This is a genomic window from Wolbachia endosymbiont (group A) of Brachyopa scutellaris, from assembly GCF_964026995.1.
GTDB classification, from domain to species: Bacteria; Pseudomonadota; Alphaproteobacteria; order Rickettsiales; family Anaplasmataceae; genus Wolbachia; species Wolbachia pipientis.
The window spans coordinates 525,787-541,459 of the sequence record NZ_OZ034720.1; the positions used below are offsets into that span (position 1 = coordinate 525,787).

The 15,673-nt window shown below is 36.4% G+C and carries 16 protein-coding genes and 1 pseudogene; 12 read left to right on the plus strand and 5 right to left on the minus strand.

The window, feature by feature from the left end; all coding sequences use genetic code 11:
• Window positions 1–5: 5 nt before the first annotated feature.
• The 3 genes from clpP to lon are packed head-to-tail and all read left to right on the plus strand — an operon-like array spanning window position 6 to window position 4,378.
• Window positions 6–632, plus strand: a complete 627-nt coding sequence (gene clpP / locus AAGD93_RS02610; RefSeq protein WP_006280254.1) for an ATP-dependent Clp endopeptidase proteolytic subunit ClpP — start codon at window positions 6–8, stop codon at window positions 630–632.
• Window positions 632–1,909 (plus strand): ATP-dependent Clp protease ATP-binding subunit ClpX, encoded by a 1,278-nt coding sequence (gene clpX, locus AAGD93_RS02615; RefSeq protein WP_341819788.1) that lies wholly within the window; start codon window positions 632–634, stop codon window positions 1,907–1,909. The genes clpP and clpX overlap by 1 nt, the downstream gene beginning before the upstream one ends.
• Before the next feature lie 15 nt (window positions 1,910–1,924).
• Window positions 1,925–4,378 (plus strand): endopeptidase La, encoded by a 2,454-nt coding sequence (gene lon, locus AAGD93_RS02620; RefSeq protein ID WP_341819789.1) that lies wholly within the window; start codon window positions 1,925–1,927, stop codon window positions 4,376–4,378.
• Here the strand turns inward: lon and AAGD93_RS02625 are convergent.
• Window positions 4,375–4,940 (minus strand): annotated as a pseudogene (locus AAGD93_RS02625) (ABC transporter ATP-binding protein); the annotation flags it as partial. The gene lon and the pseudogene AAGD93_RS02625 sit on opposite strands and share 4 nt — an antisense overlap.
• A gap of 61 nt (window positions 4,941–5,001) precedes the next feature.
• Here AAGD93_RS02625 and AAGD93_RS02630 point away from each other — a divergent pair.
• Window positions 5,002–5,861, plus strand: a protein-coding gene (locus tag AAGD93_RS02630; protein ID WP_341819790.1) for an IS630 family transposase whose coding sequence is annotated in 2 segments (ribosomal slippage) — window positions 5,002–5,326 and window positions 5,326–5,861 — 861 coding nt in all. Because the reading frame shifts where the segments join, the coding sequence is not laid out codon by codon here.
• Window positions 5,862–5,886: 25 nt separating this feature from the next.
• Here the strand turns inward: AAGD93_RS02630 and AAGD93_RS02635 are convergent.
• From AAGD93_RS02635 to AAGD93_RS02645, 3 genes are all read right to left on the minus strand, one after another.
• Complete coding sequence (locus AAGD93_RS02635; RefSeq protein WP_341819791.1) at window positions 5,887–6,648, minus strand: ABC transporter ATP-binding protein; 762 nt, start codon at window positions 6,646–6,648, stop codon at window positions 5,887–5,889.
• Window positions 6,649–6,663: 15 nt separating this feature from the next.
• Window positions 6,664–7,523, minus strand: a protein-coding gene (locus AAGD93_RS02640; RefSeq protein ID WP_341819792.1) for an IS630 family transposase whose coding sequence is annotated in 2 segments (ribosomal slippage) — window positions 6,664–7,199 and window positions 7,199–7,523 — 861 coding nt in all. Because the reading frame shifts where the segments join, the coding sequence is not laid out codon by codon here.
• 97 nt (window positions 7,524–7,620) lie between these two features.
• Complete coding sequence (locus AAGD93_RS02645) at window positions 7,621–8,067, minus strand: ABC transporter transmembrane domain-containing protein (RefSeq protein ID WP_341819793.1); 447 nt, start codon at window positions 8,065–8,067, stop codon at window positions 7,621–7,623.
• A 185-nt stretch (window positions 8,068–8,252) separates the two neighbouring features.
• On the opposite strand from AAGD93_RS02645, the gene AAGD93_RS02650 reads away from it, so the two are divergent.
• From AAGD93_RS02650 to AAGD93_RS02685, 8 genes are all read left to right on the plus strand, one after another.
• Window positions 8,253–9,548 (plus strand): Na+/H+ antiporter NhaC family protein, encoded by a 1,296-nt coding sequence (locus AAGD93_RS02650; protein WP_341819794.1) that lies wholly within the window; start codon window positions 8,253–8,255, stop codon window positions 9,546–9,548.
• Window positions 9,549–9,582: 34 nt separating this feature from the next.
• Window positions 9,583–10,833, plus strand: a complete 1,251-nt coding sequence (locus AAGD93_RS02655; RefSeq protein WP_341819895.1) for a cbb3-type cytochrome c oxidase subunit I — start codon at window positions 9,583–9,585, stop codon at window positions 10,831–10,833.
• Between the two features lie 604 nt (window positions 10,834–11,437).
• Window positions 11,438–11,644, plus strand: coding sequence for a hypothetical protein (locus AAGD93_RS02660; protein WP_341819796.1), 207 nt, complete (start codon window positions 11,438–11,440; stop codon window positions 11,642–11,644).
• Between the two features lie 18 nt (window positions 11,645–11,662).
• A complete protein-coding gene (locus AAGD93_RS02665; RefSeq protein WP_010962507.1) occupies window positions 11,663–11,896 on the plus strand; it encodes a hypothetical protein in 234 nt (77 codons plus the stop codon).
• A 60-nt stretch (window positions 11,897–11,956) separates the two neighbouring features.
• Window positions 11,957–13,696 (plus strand): single-stranded-DNA-specific exonuclease RecJ, encoded by a 1,740-nt coding sequence (recJ, locus tag AAGD93_RS02670; protein WP_341819797.1) that lies wholly within the window; start codon window positions 11,957–11,959, stop codon window positions 13,694–13,696.
• A gap of 118 nt (window positions 13,697–13,814) precedes the next feature.
• The gene (locus tag AAGD93_RS02675) at window positions 13,815–14,108 is read left to right on the plus strand and encodes a transposase (RefSeq protein ID WP_341819579.1); all 294 of its coding nucleotides are present in this window, start codon (window positions 13,815–13,817) and stop codon (window positions 14,106–14,108) included.
• 147 nt (window positions 14,109–14,255) lie between these two features.
• Window positions 14,256–14,552: an IS3 family transposase gene (locus AAGD93_RS02680; RefSeq protein WP_341819896.1), complete on the plus strand. Its 297-nt coding sequence runs from the start codon at window positions 14,256–14,258 to the stop codon at window positions 14,550–14,552.
• A 3-nt stretch (window positions 14,553–14,555) separates the two neighbouring features.
• On the plus strand, window positions 14,556–14,720 hold the full coding sequence (locus tag AAGD93_RS02685) for a DDE-type integrase/transposase/recombinase (RefSeq protein ID WP_264705614.1): 165 nt from the start codon (window positions 14,556–14,558) through the stop codon (window positions 14,718–14,720).
• An 89-nt stretch (window positions 14,721–14,809) separates the two neighbouring features.
• On the opposite strand, the gene AAGD93_RS02690 is transcribed toward AAGD93_RS02685, so the two are convergent.
• Window positions 14,810–15,669 (minus strand): IS630 family transposase gene (locus AAGD93_RS02690; RefSeq protein ID WP_341819798.1). Its coding sequence is split into 2 segments (ribosomal slippage): window positions 14,810–15,345 and window positions 15,345–15,669, totalling 861 coding nucleotides; the frame shifts between segments, so codons are not numbered across the junction.
• Window positions 15,670–15,673 lie beyond the last annotated feature (4 nt).

The following is a 15,673-nucleotide window of genomic DNA, read 5'->3' on the forward strand; positions in this document are numbered from 1 at the left end:
AAGGTATGACTCTTATACCAATTGTAGTTGAACAAACTAGTCGCGGTGAGCGCGCTTATGACATATATTCAAGACTAGTGAAAGAAAGAATAATTTTTGTAACAGGTCCTATTGAAGACAATATGGCCAGTGTAATAGTAGCACAGCTTTTATTTTTAGAATCGGAAAATCCCGATAAAGACATTTGTATGTACATCAACTCACCAGGTGGTGTTGTAACTGCTGGTTTGTCGATCTACGATACAATGCAGTATATAAACCCAGACGTTTCAACTTTATGTATAGGTCAAGCTGCGTCTATGGGTTCTTTATTGCTTGCAGCTGGTACAAAAGGTAAGCGCTACTCTCTACCTCATTCAAGAATTATGATACATCAGCCATCTGGTGGTTATCATGGTCAAGCAACTGATATAGAAATACATGCTAATGAAATTTTGCGGGTTAAGAAAAAACTAAATCAAATTTATGAAAAACATACTGGAAATTCACTGAAGAAAATTGAAGGAATGATGGAAAGAGATAAATTCATGGATCCTGAAGAAGCAAGGAAAATTGGCTTAATTGACAGGGTGATAGCTGAGCGTACAGATATTGAAATTGAAAATATTAAAGTTAAACAAAAGGTGGGTTAATGGATAACAATAATGATTTACACTACTGTTCTTTTTGCAACAAGGCGCAAGATGAAGTAGATAAATTGATTACTAACTCTTCGGATGGTTTAAAGGTGTTTATTTGTAATGAGTGCATAGAATTATCCCATAAAGCAATAAGTCAAAAGAAAGATAGATCTTTTAATTCAGATCATATATCTGATATGAAGCTATTACTAAAGAAACCTGAGGATATAAAAAACTTTCTCAGCAAGCATGTTGTAGGTCAAGAACACGCGCAACACGTTTTATCTGTAGCTATGTATAACCATTGTCAATCCATGGTACAATTTCATGCTATAAGTGATATTGAAATCGAGAAGTCAAATATAATGCTTATTGGTCCCACTGGTTCTGGTAAGACTTTGCTAGCCAAAACACTTGCTAAAGTTTCAGATGTGCCATTTGCTATGGCTGATGCGACAACTTTAACTGAGGCAGGTTATGTGGGTGATGATGTAGAAAGCGTGTTGTCGCGTTTATTACAAGCTGCAAATTATGACGTTGTAAAAGCACAGCGTGGTATAGTGTTTATAGATGAAATAGACAAGATTACAAGAAAATCTGAAAGCACTTCAATAACCCGTGACGTTTCAGGTGAAGGGGTCCAGCAAGCTCTGCTTAAGATTATGGAGGGTACAGTTGCTTATGTTCCGCCACAAGGAGGGCGAAAACACCCACAACAAGAGTTTATACAAGTGGATACTAGTAACATACTGTTTATTTGTGGAGGAGCTTTTGAAGGCCTCGATAAAATTATTGAAGCGAGAAAAAAGGGAACGTCAGTTGGCTTTGGAGCAGATATAAGTCAGTCTAAAGAGCAAAAGAAAAAGAATGCTTTACATGATGTTCAACCTGAAGATTTAATCAAATTCGGTTTAATACCCGAATTTGTAGGGCGGGTTCCAATAACTGCTGTTTTAGATGAGCTGGATCATGAAGATTTAATACATGTGTTGACAGAGCCAAGGAATGCACTAATAAAACAGTACAAAGCATTGCTTGCGTTTAGCAAAGTAAACCTCGAGTTTTCAGATGAAGCAATATCAGCTATTGCTAAAAAGGCTATAAGCTACAAGACAGGTGCAAGAATGTTACGTGCTATCTTGGAGTCACTTTTGCTTGACATTATGTATACATCTGGAAACGGAGGCTTTGAAGGTAGCACTATAGTAATCACTAAGAAAATGGTAGAATTAGGAAAAGCAACGGTTAATCATAATAACAATGGCAATGTTATAACGGTTAATGATTAATTTGAGGCATATATTATGAACATTGAACGTGCTGTAAGCTCTAGTTTTACTGCATTGCCAGTATTACCTTTAAGAGATGTAGTAATTTTTCCAAATATAATGGTGCCTTTATTCATAGGCAGAGAAAAATCTGTTAATGTACTAGAGTATGCAATAAGTAGTAGTAATCACCAAAATGAGATTTTTCTTGTAGCACAGAAAGATGGCTCTGTTGATAATCCAGAGCCTGAAGATCTTTATGAAGTAGGTGTGTTAGCAAGCATTGTACAACCGTTAATAAAATTACCTGACAATGCAGTAAAAGTTATAATCCGGGGGATAAGAAGGGGAAGAGTTGTAGAATATATTAGCTCTCATACTTTATTACAAGCCAGGGTAGAGTTAGACAATCATTATAAAGAAGATGAAGACAATATTGATTTAGAAGCTTTAAGGCGGTCTGTTGTAGACGCGTTCGATAGCTGGTGTAAGCTAAACAAGAAAAATCAACCCGAGGTTGCCATTAACTCCATTGATCAAATCAAAGAAGTTGATCAACTTGTAGACACAGTAGCTTCACATTTAAATATAAAAGTATCAGATAAACAAAGTATACTTGAGGCTTATGACCCAGAAGAGCGTTTAAAAAAAGCTTTTGCTTTTATTGAGAGAGAAATGAGTATTTTGAACGCACAAAACCGTTTATATAAGACAATTAAATCGCAAGTTGAAAGCACTCAGAAAGTTTACTACCTTAACGAGCAATTGAAAGCTATACAGAAAGAATTAGGCGAATTTGAGAATGGTGATGAAGGGAATATACTCAATGAATTTGAAAAAAAGATAAATGAAACAAAGCTTTCTCAGGAAGCAAGAGAGAAAGCTATAACTGATTTGAAGAGATACAAGAAAATGAATCCCATTTCTCCTGAAGCTACAGTTATATCTAGTTACTTGCATTGGTTGCTTGAGTTGCCATGGGGAAAGTACAAAGATGCAAAAATTAACTTAAATGCAGCTAAGAAAATCTTAGATGAAAATCATTATGGCATAGAGAAAGTAAAAGATAGAATAATAGAATTTTTAGCGGTATTAAAAAGAGTAAAAGAGATAAAAGGTCCTATACTTTGCTTAGTTGGACCGCCAGGTGTTGGTAAAACTTCTTTAGCTAAGTCTATGGCAAGAGCAGTAGGAAGAGATTTTGTTCGCATAGCTCTTGGTGGTGTGCGTGATGAGTCTGAGATACGAGGGCATAGGAAAACTTATATTGGCTCAATGCCTGGTAAAATCATTCAACACATGAAAAAAGCTAATTCATGCAACTCGCTTTTTCTGCTTGATGAAATAGATAAGATGGGTTCTGATTCGCGTGGCGATCCTGCATCTGCATTACTTGAGGTTTTAGATACTGAGCACAATAAACACTTTACGGATCATTACTTGGAAGTTGAGTTTGATCTTTCAAGTGTAATGTTTGTAGCTACGGCAAACAGCTTAAATTTACCACATCCTTTGCGTGATAGGATGGAAATTATACAATTGTCCGGGTATACTGAAGATGAAAAAATCAGTATTGCTACACACCACCTTATTCCGAAGTTAAAGAAGGAGCATGGTTTGTATCAGAAGGAATGGGACATAACTAATGAGGCGTTATACGAGTTGATACGTTTATATACACGTGAAAGTGGTGTGCGGAGTATGGAAAGGGAGCTTGCAAAGCTCATGAGAAAGGCAGTTAAAGAAATATTGACTGATAAAAATAAGAAAATATCCGTAGGGGTTGACAATTTACAAGATTATTTAGGGGTACGTAAATATACCTTTGGCATTGCGGAAAATGAGAGTTTAGTAGGAATAGTAACTGGGCTCGCCTATACTGAAACAGGTGGTGATATTTTGATGATAGAATCAGTCCTAATTCCGGGCAAGGGAGAAATAAAATACACAGGAAAGCTTGGAGAGGTTATGCAAGAATCTATAAAAGCTGCGTATAGTTATATTCGATCAAATTGTTTGTTTTTTGGTATAAAGCCCGAAAAATTCCAAAATAATGATATACATTTACATGTACCTGAGGGTGCGGTACCAAAAGATGGCCCTTCTGCTGGCGGCGCGGTATGTACGTCTATTGTTTCTCTTATGACGAATATGCCAGTTAACAAAAATGTTGCTATGACAGGCGAAGTGACATTGCGTGGTAGAGTTTTAGCTATTGGGGGCTTAAGAGAAAAATTGCTTGCAGCGCTCAGAGGATCAATCAAAACTGTGATTATACCAAGTGAAAATGAGAAAGATATGCAAGAGATTCCGGCAAGCATCAAAGAGGGGATCAACGTAGTTTTTGCTAAGAATATTGATGAAGTTATGAAAGTTGCTTTAATGCACCCTACTACTCCAATTGATGGTGATGATAATCAAAATAGTGTGCCTTCCTCTATAGAAAGTAAAGATGATACTTTTCCTATGTCGGAAACATTGAAGCATTAGATTAAAAAAATATTATCAATCTCCATTTCTCTTTTATCCGGCAAAAATCCACCAACTTGCGCATTCCATAGGGCCTTATACATTCCGTTTTATCGAGAAGTTCCTGATGCGTGCCATCTTCTAAAATCTTACCTTGATCAAACACTAAAATGCGATCCATATGCAAAAGCGTAGATAGGCGGTGGGCTATTACTATTGTAGTTTTATCTTGCATCAACTCCCATAGAGATTCTTGAATATTACTTTCAGTCACAGAATCAAGTTGTGATGTTGCTTCATCCAGAATTAAGATAGGAGCATTTTTTAAAATAGCTCTTGCAATTGCAATACGCTGCCTTTGCCCTCCTGAAAGTTTCACACCTCTTTCTCCAACAAGAGACTCATAACCTTGGGGTAATTTTGAAATAAACTCATGAGCATGTGCTTTTTTTGCCGCTTCAATTACTTCATCATCGCTAGCATCTGTTTTTCCATAGCGAATGTTTTCCATCAAAGTTCTATGAAAAAGCGATGGATCTTGCGGAATCATGCCAATATTTTTGTGTAAAGAATCCTGGGTTATAGCTCTTTCCATAAAAGTCCGGATGTGATAGGATAAGGATAGATGATGATAAGGAGGTTGAATGCCAGCAGCATATAGTTATGATTTAAGAAAAAAAGCAATGGAAGTGCTAGACGAAGGAGAAAGCAGAGAAACAGTGGCAGCAAGATTTAAGATTGGACGAACTACTTTATGGGAGTGGCAGCAAAGAAGAAAAGAAACAGGAGACTTTCAATCAAAAAAACTTGGAAATGGGGGTTACAATCACAAAATTACCGACTGGGATACCTTTGCCAAATTTGCCAGAGAACACGGAGGAAAGACTCTATCGGAAATGGCTAAACTTTGGAACAACGTTAGTATCCAAACGATCTATCGAGCCCTTAAAAAAATTGGATTTACGCGCAAAAAAAGACATATGGATACAAGGAAAGAAACGAAGAAAAATGTGCTGAATTTTTGAAAATTATAGCGACAAAAGAACCTAAAAACTTAGTGTATATAGATGAGTCTGGCATTGATAACACCGAAGACTACCCCTACGGATATTGCCAGAAAGGACAGCGGTTTTATGCCTTAAAATCTGGAAAGAAAACTCAACGAATCAGTATGGTTGCAGCCTTAAGTGGAAGAAAGATAGTTGTTCCGTTAACCTTTGAAGGCCACTGTAATATGGATGTTTTTAATGGATGGTTTGAGCAATTTTTGACACCGATCTTGGAACCTGGACAGACTGTCATTCTTGACAATGCTACTTTTCATAAGTCTGATAAGATTATCGAGCTTGCTAAAGGGGTTGGTGCAGAAATTTTGTATCTGCCGCCTTATTCTCCAGATTTCAACAAAATTGAGCATCATTGGTTTGCTATAAAAAAAAGAGCCAGGAAAAACATTCCTCTATTCGAATCCTTTCGTCGTGCTGTTGATTCTGCCTTCCTATGACCTGTTCGGACTATTATGAGAAATGCTATACATTGCGAATATCTTGTCCATCAATTAAAATTTTTCCAGATTTTATGTCATAAAGCCTAAGAATCAGGTTTACAAATGTTGATTTACCACCACCAGAATAACCAACAAGTCCTACTTTTTGACCAGGTTTAATTATTATGGATTTGTTTTCAAATATTGGTTCTGCATCTTTATAATGAAAATGAACTTTATCAAAACTAATTTCCCCCTTTTTAACGACCAGATCTGCTGCATTTGGCTGATCTTGGATTTCAGGGATTGAAGTAATTGTTCTCAAAGCTTGAGTAATCCTTCCCCATGACTTAGAGAATTGTGAGAAATCTTTAGCTATCATCCAAAGAAAATTAGCTATTGCTATATTAACAGTAAGAACAAAAGCAAAATCTCCAGCAGTAATTGACCCTTGCCCTCTTCCTTTAATTAGGAAATATAAATTAAGTATTTGCATGATTAGAAATAAGAAGCCATAGAAAGTAAAAATCCACGTATACAGCCACTGAAGTCTTTGCTCTGCTTTAACAGCCTCGCTATGAGTAGCTCGCAAAGATAATCTTTCTTGGTATTTGCTGGCAAATAACCTTACAGACATGATATTTGAGAAGACATCTACCATTTTACCAGTAATGCTTGAGCCAAGCTCTGACCATGCATCTGCAAGACGCGTTACCTTTCCTGCAAGTAAGAGGGAAGACAGAACAAATAATGTAGACCAAGTCAACATCAATAAAGCAAAATTAATATTTATAGCATTTCTCATAATAGTCCGAACAGGTCATAGGAAGGCAGAATCAACAGCACGACGAAAGGATTCGAATAGAGGAATGTTTTTCCTGGCTCTGTTTTTTATAGCAAACCAATGATGCTCAATTTTGTTGAAATCTGGAGAATAAGGCGGCAGATACAAAATTTCTGCACCAACCCCTTTAGCAAGCTCGATAATCTTATCAGACTTATGAAAAGTAGCATTGTCAAGAATGACAGTCTGTCCAGGTTCCAAGATCGGTGTCAAAAATTGCTCAAACCATCCATTAAAAACATCCATATTACAGTGGCCTTCAAAGGTTAACGGAACAATTATCTTTCTTCCACTTAAGGCTGCAACCATACTGATTCGTTGAGTTTTCTTTCCAGATTTTAAGGCATAAAACCGCTGTCCTTTCTGGCAATATCCGTAGGGGTAGTCTTCGGTGTTATCAATGCCAGACTCATCTATATACAATAAGTTTTTAGGTTCTTTTGTCGCTATAATTTTCAAAAATTCAGCACGTTTTTCTTCGTTTCTTTCCTTGTATCCATATGTCTTTTTTTGCGCGTAAATCCAATTTTTTTAAGGGCTCGATAGATCGTTTGGATACTAACGTTGTTCCAAAGTTTAGCCATTTCCGATAGAGTCTTTCCTCCGTGTTCTCTGGCAAATTTGGCAAAGGTATCCCAGTCGGTAATTTTGTGATTGTAACCCCCATTTCCAAGTTTTTTTGATTGAAAGTCTCCTGTTTCTTTTCTTCTTTGCTGCCACTCCCATAAAGTAGTTCGTCCAATCTTAAATCTTGCTGCCACTGTTTCTCTGCTTTCTCCTTCGTCTAGCGCTTCCATTGCTTTTTTTCTTAAATCATAACTATATGCTGCTGGCATTCAACCTCCTTATCATCATCTATCCTTATCCTATCACATCCGGACTTTTATGAAAAGAGCTATACTTGCCATAAAAAGTAAATTGCGATACTAAGCGCTAATGCACGACCCATGACCCTGTCAGCCATAATTTGCATGATATCTGGAATATAATTTGTAAATCATTAACCTTGTTAGCAAGACTGCCGGAGAAGTTATTTTGATAGTAGCTATTATCCTGATTTAATAATATGGCAATACTCGATTCAACAATGTTTTTACGGAGATTAGGGATCATCTTAATTTCAAAAAAATAGTTGTATAATCTATTCATACACTCAAGTAAAAATAGTATTAGTACATAGGATATAGCAGGAGTTGCTATGCTACGAAAAAGATCATCTGCACTGATACGATCTATAATAACTTTTATTAAATATGGATTAAAGGAAATATCGATAGCCCAGACTAATGCTGTCAGTAATACTATCCCAATATGAAACAGAAATGGACGCAGCATTTTCAAGATGAAAGATACAACCTGCTTTGTTGTTATGTCATTCATATTTTTTACTTATTCTATCTCCCAGTTTTATTCAAGTAGATGATATATTATAATAGTCCTTTTCATGGAAACCTTTTCTGGTAGATTGCTTTCTAGAAAAACCTTGGTCAAGGTGCTAACTGTGGTTTATAATAATATAAATCATATCATAGTTGATTTGCGTTTATCAGAGCTGGAGTAGAGGTATGTTTTATCTTACAAATTTTTTGCCTATTTTACTGTTCCTATTTCTTTTTGTAGGAAGTGGTATATATTTTACTGTTCTTGGCGTGTCAAATGCTTTTTATCAGTTATCTCCACTGGTAGCCATTGCTCCTGCCATAGCTCTGGGCTGGGTTTTATACAAGGGCAATACTGAAGAAAAAATGTATGCCTTTCTAGATGGGGTAAGAGATCGTAATATTATCACTATGTGTATCATTTTCTTACTTGCAGGTGCATTCAGTGAAGTAACTAAAGCAATCGGTAGTGCTGATGCCACAGTTAATTTGGCTCTTTCATTTATACCAACACAATTTTTACTCATAGGATTATTTTTTGTAGCAGCTTTCATCTCCACTGCTATTGGTACATCAATGGGCACCATTGCAACAATTGCTCCTATTGCAGTTGAACTGACACAAGCTGGGATTTCTCCTTCCTTAGGAGTTGCAACCGTTGTAGGAGGAGCAATGTTTGGTGACAATTTATCTATTATCTCTGATACTACAATTGCATCTGTGATGTCTCAAAAGGCTGATATAAAGAAAAAATTAAAACTGAATGCAAAAGTGGCACTAATTGCTTCTATATTCACAATAATTATATTATTTTATAGCTCAAGCAATAGTGCTGCTATTTCAGTTAAGGAGTATTCTTTATTGCTTGTGACTCCTTACATAATACTTATATTGCTTGCAAACTTTGGAATAAATGTATTGACGGCATTGGTTTTAAGCATAACTTTTGCTGGAATCATTGGATTTATAAATAACAACAATTATGGTTTATTGTTTTTAAGCCAAAACATCACTAAGGGGTTTATGAGTATGCATGAAATTATGCTACTGTCATTGATGGTTGGCGGGCTTTCAGGACTGGTAGGTAAAAATTCTAAGGAGTTTGCAGATAAACTTTCATCTTGGGTTATGATACAACGTGGTGGACAAAAAACTGCGCAATTATTTATTGCAAAAATAGTCAGCATATTTGATATTTTACTTGCAAATAATACCATCGCTATAATTTTTAGCGGTGAAATTGCTAGAGATATTGCTAAGAAATATGAAATACCGCCTCACTATAGTGCAGCATGGCTAGGCATATTTTCTTGTGTATTTCAAGGATTAATACCGTATGGCGCTCAATTGCTTTTGGCTAGCACTATTGCTGGAGTTTCACCTTTGGCAGTCGTGCCACACGTATACTATTGCTATGTTTTAGGTATTATTGCAGTGTTATATATTGTATTGAACAAAATTGAGAAAAAAGATTGTGCTTAATATACAAGACAACGCTCCGCTCTGTAGAAAATGGATGTTCTTGGCAGTATGTGCTCTTGCTTGCTCTGGGTTACTGTCAATAATTGTTATTTTTCTACGATTGCCTTTTATCTCCTCTCTTGTTCCTTCTGCACAATATATTTTTGATAATGCGCTGGTAATACACGTGAACTTGTCAATTTTAGTGTGGATGTGCTCTATAATATCTCTGCTCTTTATCATAAACCTACAAAATACCAATAGTTGGTTTAACTTTTCATGGGTTCTATCAACCCTTTCGATGCTGCTCATGTTTATATCCGCATTCGTTCCAAATACTGAAGTTATCAAAAGTAACTATATTCCCGTATTACAAAACAAATTATTTTTACTTGGACTCAGTTTATTTATTGCCAGTATATTAGTAAATACAATGCTAGCATACACATCAAAAAAAGAGGTTTCATTTCTCTCTGTTGGGCAAATTGGGCTAGTTATTATACTTGTATCGTCATTTCTTTGCTTTGTTTTAGCATATAATAATATGCCTCCAGGTCTATATCACTCAGATAATAATTTATTTTACGAATATCTCTTTTGGGGAGGCGGACATTTATTGCAGTTTGCTTTTACTCAAGGAATGTTTTTAGTCTATTTAATGATCAGTGATGTTAGTTTAGCTTCAAGCAATAAAATTACTATTTTACCACTATTTATAAACACGATTTTAGCTGTAGGTGCACCGTTTGTATATTTTGTTTATCCAGTTGATAGTGCCAAGTTAATACAGTTTTTTACTTGGCATATGAGGATTGCTGGAGCAGTTTTGCCGTGCTTTTTGATAATATTAGTGTGCTACAACATCAGAACTTTTATTAATGATAAAAGCAACTATTTATTACATTCATTTTTGTTGTTCACTTATGGAGATGTGCTCGGAGTGTTGACTATTGAAGGGAATGTCACCATTCCTGCTCATTATCACGGTTCTGTAGTTGGGATCACTATAGCTTTTATGAATTTCATTTATTGGCTGTTACCCAAATTAAACTTTAAAGAGGTAAAAAACTCCATGGTAAGATTACAGATTTATGCCTACAGTGTAGGGCATTTTCTCCATATTACTGCCCTTGTTTGGCTTGGTGGGTATGGTGCTTTAAGGAAGGTTGCAGATCTGCCAAGTATTTCATCAATGTTAGCACGCACGTGCTTCATTATAGGTGGCGCTATATCAGTTGTTGGTGGAATGTTGTTCGTAATAATTGTGCTTTTACATCTGTTAAAAGGCAAAGCGCGTACCAACTGACCCATAGAAACGAAAAAACTTACTTGACAAACTCCGCCAGCCCCCTTATCATGAAACTGAAGCTATTTATTTATCTTCGCAATCTGTGCAGGTTAATGACAAAAAACTTAGGGTATTTGGCGTCTCATGTTTAATTTTTCGCACTACGTGCATCGCATGTCTTTAAAAATTTCTGGGTTTTTACCTATATAAGCCGAAACGCGCTTACAAAGCGTTTAAGACAGCAAAAAACGTCAAATTGATAAGGGAGAATTTGAATGCTAGCTACTACGGGGTTTCTTTGCCTTTTTTCCTGCTTAGTAAATTTCTTAAACACTTGCGGTGTAGGTTAGTTGCAAGTTAAAAGCAGCTAAATCGCTCTTAATCAAGCGTTTTAGAATAAAAAAAACGCCGATATTTTAGTACATAGTAAATAGCCAACCACCACGGGGCTTCTTTTGCCTTTTTTTTCATTTGGTAAATTTCTTAATATTTATGGCTAAACGACAATCGTCATCCCGCTACTTGTTAGCGGGATCTAGAGATACCGCGGCGGTATGACGTAGGACTGCTGTCATTCCAGTGCTCCTTTTTTTGTCATCCGAGTAGCTGACACTGTCCTCCTTTGTCATCCCAGTGCCCAGACAGTGGGATCCAGCATTTCACGCAATCCCATCAAGAACGTTGTATTTTACATAACACTTTTATGCTTACCAACTTAATAAAATTCCTGGATCCCAGTGTCAAGCACTGGAATGACAAAAAAAGGAGCACTGGGATGACAGGAGAGGGAGGCTACTTGGATGACATCATAGGGAGGCTACTTGGATGACATCATAGGGGCACTGGGATGACACCATTCTTTTTCCTGGATCCAAATAGTCAAGGCACTGGAATGACAAAAAAAGGAGGCACTGGAACGACAAAGTGGAGTGTCTGCTTCTGTCATCCTATGATAGCTAAAAAGACCTGGTCACGCGCTGGAATGACACCGAAGGGGCTACTGCCCTCTTGGATGGAGACCAGTGTCAGCTACTTAGATGATACCTTTTTTCTACTTAGTTTAGGTTATGCAGAAGTCTAATACAATTATAGAACAAGCTTAAAAATTCTGGTAAAGTAGTTTTATTTACAAAGAAAGAATATGCTACTTGAAATTGAAAAGCGCAGCATAACAAATGCATTGTGGAAGTTGCAAGAAGCAGATCAAAGGCAAATCTTAACTCTTACACAGAGATTTGAGTTACCAGAAATATTAGCAAGAATATTGGTTACTCGTGGTGTTAACATAGAAAATGCAAGCGACTTCTTATATCCACTAATCAGATCGCTATTACCAGATCCCTTTCACCTTCTTGATATGGATAAAGCTGTTTCTCGTATAATACGGGCAATAAAAAATGATGAAAACCTTGCAATATTTGGTGACTATGATGTTGATGGTGCAACGTCGTCAGCATTGATTAACAGGTACCTGAGAGCAATCGATATACACTCTATAATCTACATTCCAGATCGTGTTGATGAGGGCTATGGATTAAACACAGATGCTTTATTACAACTTAAAAAGAATGGAATTGATTTATGTATTTCCGTTGATTGTGGTACGCTTGCATATCAACCAATAGAAGATGCAAAGGCTTTTGGTCTTGATATTATAGTTGTTGACCATCACCTTGGTACGGAAAAATTACCAAGCGCCGTAGCAGTTGTGAATCCAAACCGCCTTGATGAGAGCTCTCCTTATAATAACCTAGCAGCAGTTGGAGTGTCATTTCTGCTAATTGTTGCTCTTAATAAAAGCCTACGTGAGCAAGGATTTTTTACCAACAAAAAAGAACCAGATTTATTTGATCTGTTGGATTTGGTTGCCCTGGGAACTGTCTGTGATGTTATGCAGATCACAGGCCTCAATAGAGCACTTGTCTCACAAGGATTAAAAGTTATGTCAACAAGAAAAAACGTTGGCTTGCGTGTTTTATTTGATGCTTTGGGAATCCTTGAAAAATCAAGTGTTTCTCGATTAGGGTTTAGTATTGGGCCATGCATAAATGCTGGAGGAAGAATTGGAGAAGCATCGCTTGGTGCAAGGTTGCTTTCCACCGATGATGATGAAGAGGCACATTCAATCGCGCTAAAATTAATAGATTTGAATAATGCAAGAAAAGTGTTAGAAAATGAGGCTCTCTTGGAAGCTACAGCACAAGCGGAAAAGTCTGCCCAATCAGGTGCGAATTTTATAATGATAAGTGGCAATTGGCACCAGGGAATAATTGGTATAATTGCATCAAGGCTAAAGGAGCAGTTTCACTTGCCAACAGTAGTGATATCTTTAAATAATGGAATAGGAAAAGCAAGCTGTAGATCAATTTTGGGAGTTGATATCGGTGCTGCAGTCCTTTCCGCAAAGTTTATAAATTTGATTATTGAAGGTGGTGGCCATAGTATGGCGGCAGGATTTTCAATTAAAGAAGACAAAATAAATGATTTGCATGATTTTTTTACTGAAAGATTTTCAAACTCTATAAATGAGAAAACTTTAAAAGCTGATAGTATAGTAACTGCTAAAGCAATAAATTTGTCTTTATGGAATCAATTGCAACGCTTGGGACCATTTGGAGTTGGAAATCCTGAACCAAGGTTTATTATCCAAGGAGCAAAGATAAGAAAGCCTGAAGTTATAGGAGTTGACCATATAAAATGTTTTATTGCTGATGATAATGTTATGGTAAGAGCTATTGCATTTCGTTCTGCAAATACTCATCTTGGCTCTGCTATCATGCAGGGTAATGTGAAAGCTATTTTGGGTAAAATCTCTATGAATTACTGGAATGGCAATGAATTTGTACAATTTTTAATAGAAGATGTATTGACCATTAGTTGAGTGTATCTGTTCAGCAGAGTGGCAAAATAGGTAGACAAGATAAACTGACCTTACCCAGAAAAAGTGGAGAGAAAGAAAAGAGTTTTTTTGGGTAAAATAAAATTTTGGAGGATTAGAAATGGTAAGAGAATATACAGCAGAATTCAAATTGGAAGCTGTTAAACTGGCAAATGAACAAAGAAAGGCAGGTCAAACAATTACAAAAATAGCAAAGGATTTAGGAATAAAGGGTGGTTTATTAGGAAAATGGATAAAGAAACACAACGAAAAAAAGTCGGCAGCAGATGCATTTCCAGGTAGAGGTAACATGGCTCCTTACGACAAAGAGAGGTTTGATTTACAAAGAGAGTTAGCAAGAGTAACAAGGGAAAGAGACATTAAAAAAAAAGCCCTGGCCAGTCAAAAAGAGTAAAATATTTTTTTATAAAAGAGCATAGTAACTGCTATAAAGTACAGGAATTATGTAGGATTTTTTGCTAGTGGCTACTATAAGTGGACCACAAGAAAAATAAGCAGTAGAGAATCAGCAAATAAAGAGCTACTCGCAGCTATTCAAAAAATATATCAAGTTTCTAAATGTAGATATGGAGCTCCTAAAATTCATGCTGAATTGAAGGCTTTGGGTAAAAGTTGCAATTTGAAAACGGTGCAAAGTATTATGCAGAAAAATGACATCAGTGCTATACTGAGAAGAAAGTTTAAAATTAAAAAACAACAAATAGATAATAGAGCTGTAGCTCCCAATATACTAGATCAAAACTTTGTTGTTGATCAACCAAATAAAGTATGGGATTACTTACATCAAAACCAAGGAGGGATGGCTATATTTGGCAGCAATAATTCTCACGTATGGTAGTTAATGAGTAGTGCAATAAATAAACAATTGGTTATGAACTCTTTATTAATGGCCGTTAACAAGCGTAAACCTGCCAAAAATCTACTATTACATAGTGATCAAGGTTCACAATATACTTCGCAAGGTTATCAATATCTCTTATCCATAAAAAACATAGATGAGTCATAAAGGTTGTTGTTACGACAATTCTGTTGTGGAAAGCTTCTTCAGTTCTCTAAAAAGGGAGTTATAGCATTTCTCATAATAGTCCGAACAGGTCATAGGAAGGCAGAATCAACAGCACGACGAAAGGATTCGAATAGAGGAATGTTTTTCCTGGCTCTGTTTTTTATAGCAAACCAATGATGCTCAATTTTGTTGAAATCTGGAGAATAAGGCGGCAGATACAAAATTTCTGCACCAACCCCTTTAGCAAGCTCGATAATCTTATCAGACTTATGAAAAGTAGCATTGTCAAGAATGACAGTCTGTCCAGGTTCCAAGATCGGTGTCAAAAATTGCTCAAACCATCCATTAAAAACATCCATATTACAGTGGCCTTCAAAGGTTAACGGAACAATTATCTTTCTTCCACTTAAGGCTGCAACCATACTGATTCGTTGAGTTTTCTTTCCAGATTTTAAGGCATAAAACCGCTGTCCTTTCTGGCAATATCCGTAGGGGTAGTCTTCGGTGTTATCAATGCCAGACTCATCTATATACACTAAGTTTTTAGGTTCTTTTGTCGCTATAATTTTCAAAAATTCAGCACGTTTTTCTTCGTTTCTTTCCTTGTATCCATATGTCTTTTTTTGCGCGTAAATCCAATTTTTTTAAGGGCTCGATAGATCGTTTGGATACTAACGTTGTTCCAAAGTTTAGCCATTTCCGATAGAGTCTTTCCTCCGTGTTCTCTGGCAAATTTGGCAAAGGTATCCCAGTCGGTAATTTTGTGATTGTAACCCCCATTTCCAAGTTTTTTTGATTGAAAGTCTCCTGTTTCTTTTCTTCTTTGCTGCCACTCCCATAAAGTAGTTCGTCCAATCTTAAATCTTGCTGCCACTGTTTCTCTGCTTTCTCCTTCGTCTAGCACTTCCATTGCTTTTTTTCTTAAATCATAACTATATGCTGCTGGCATTCAA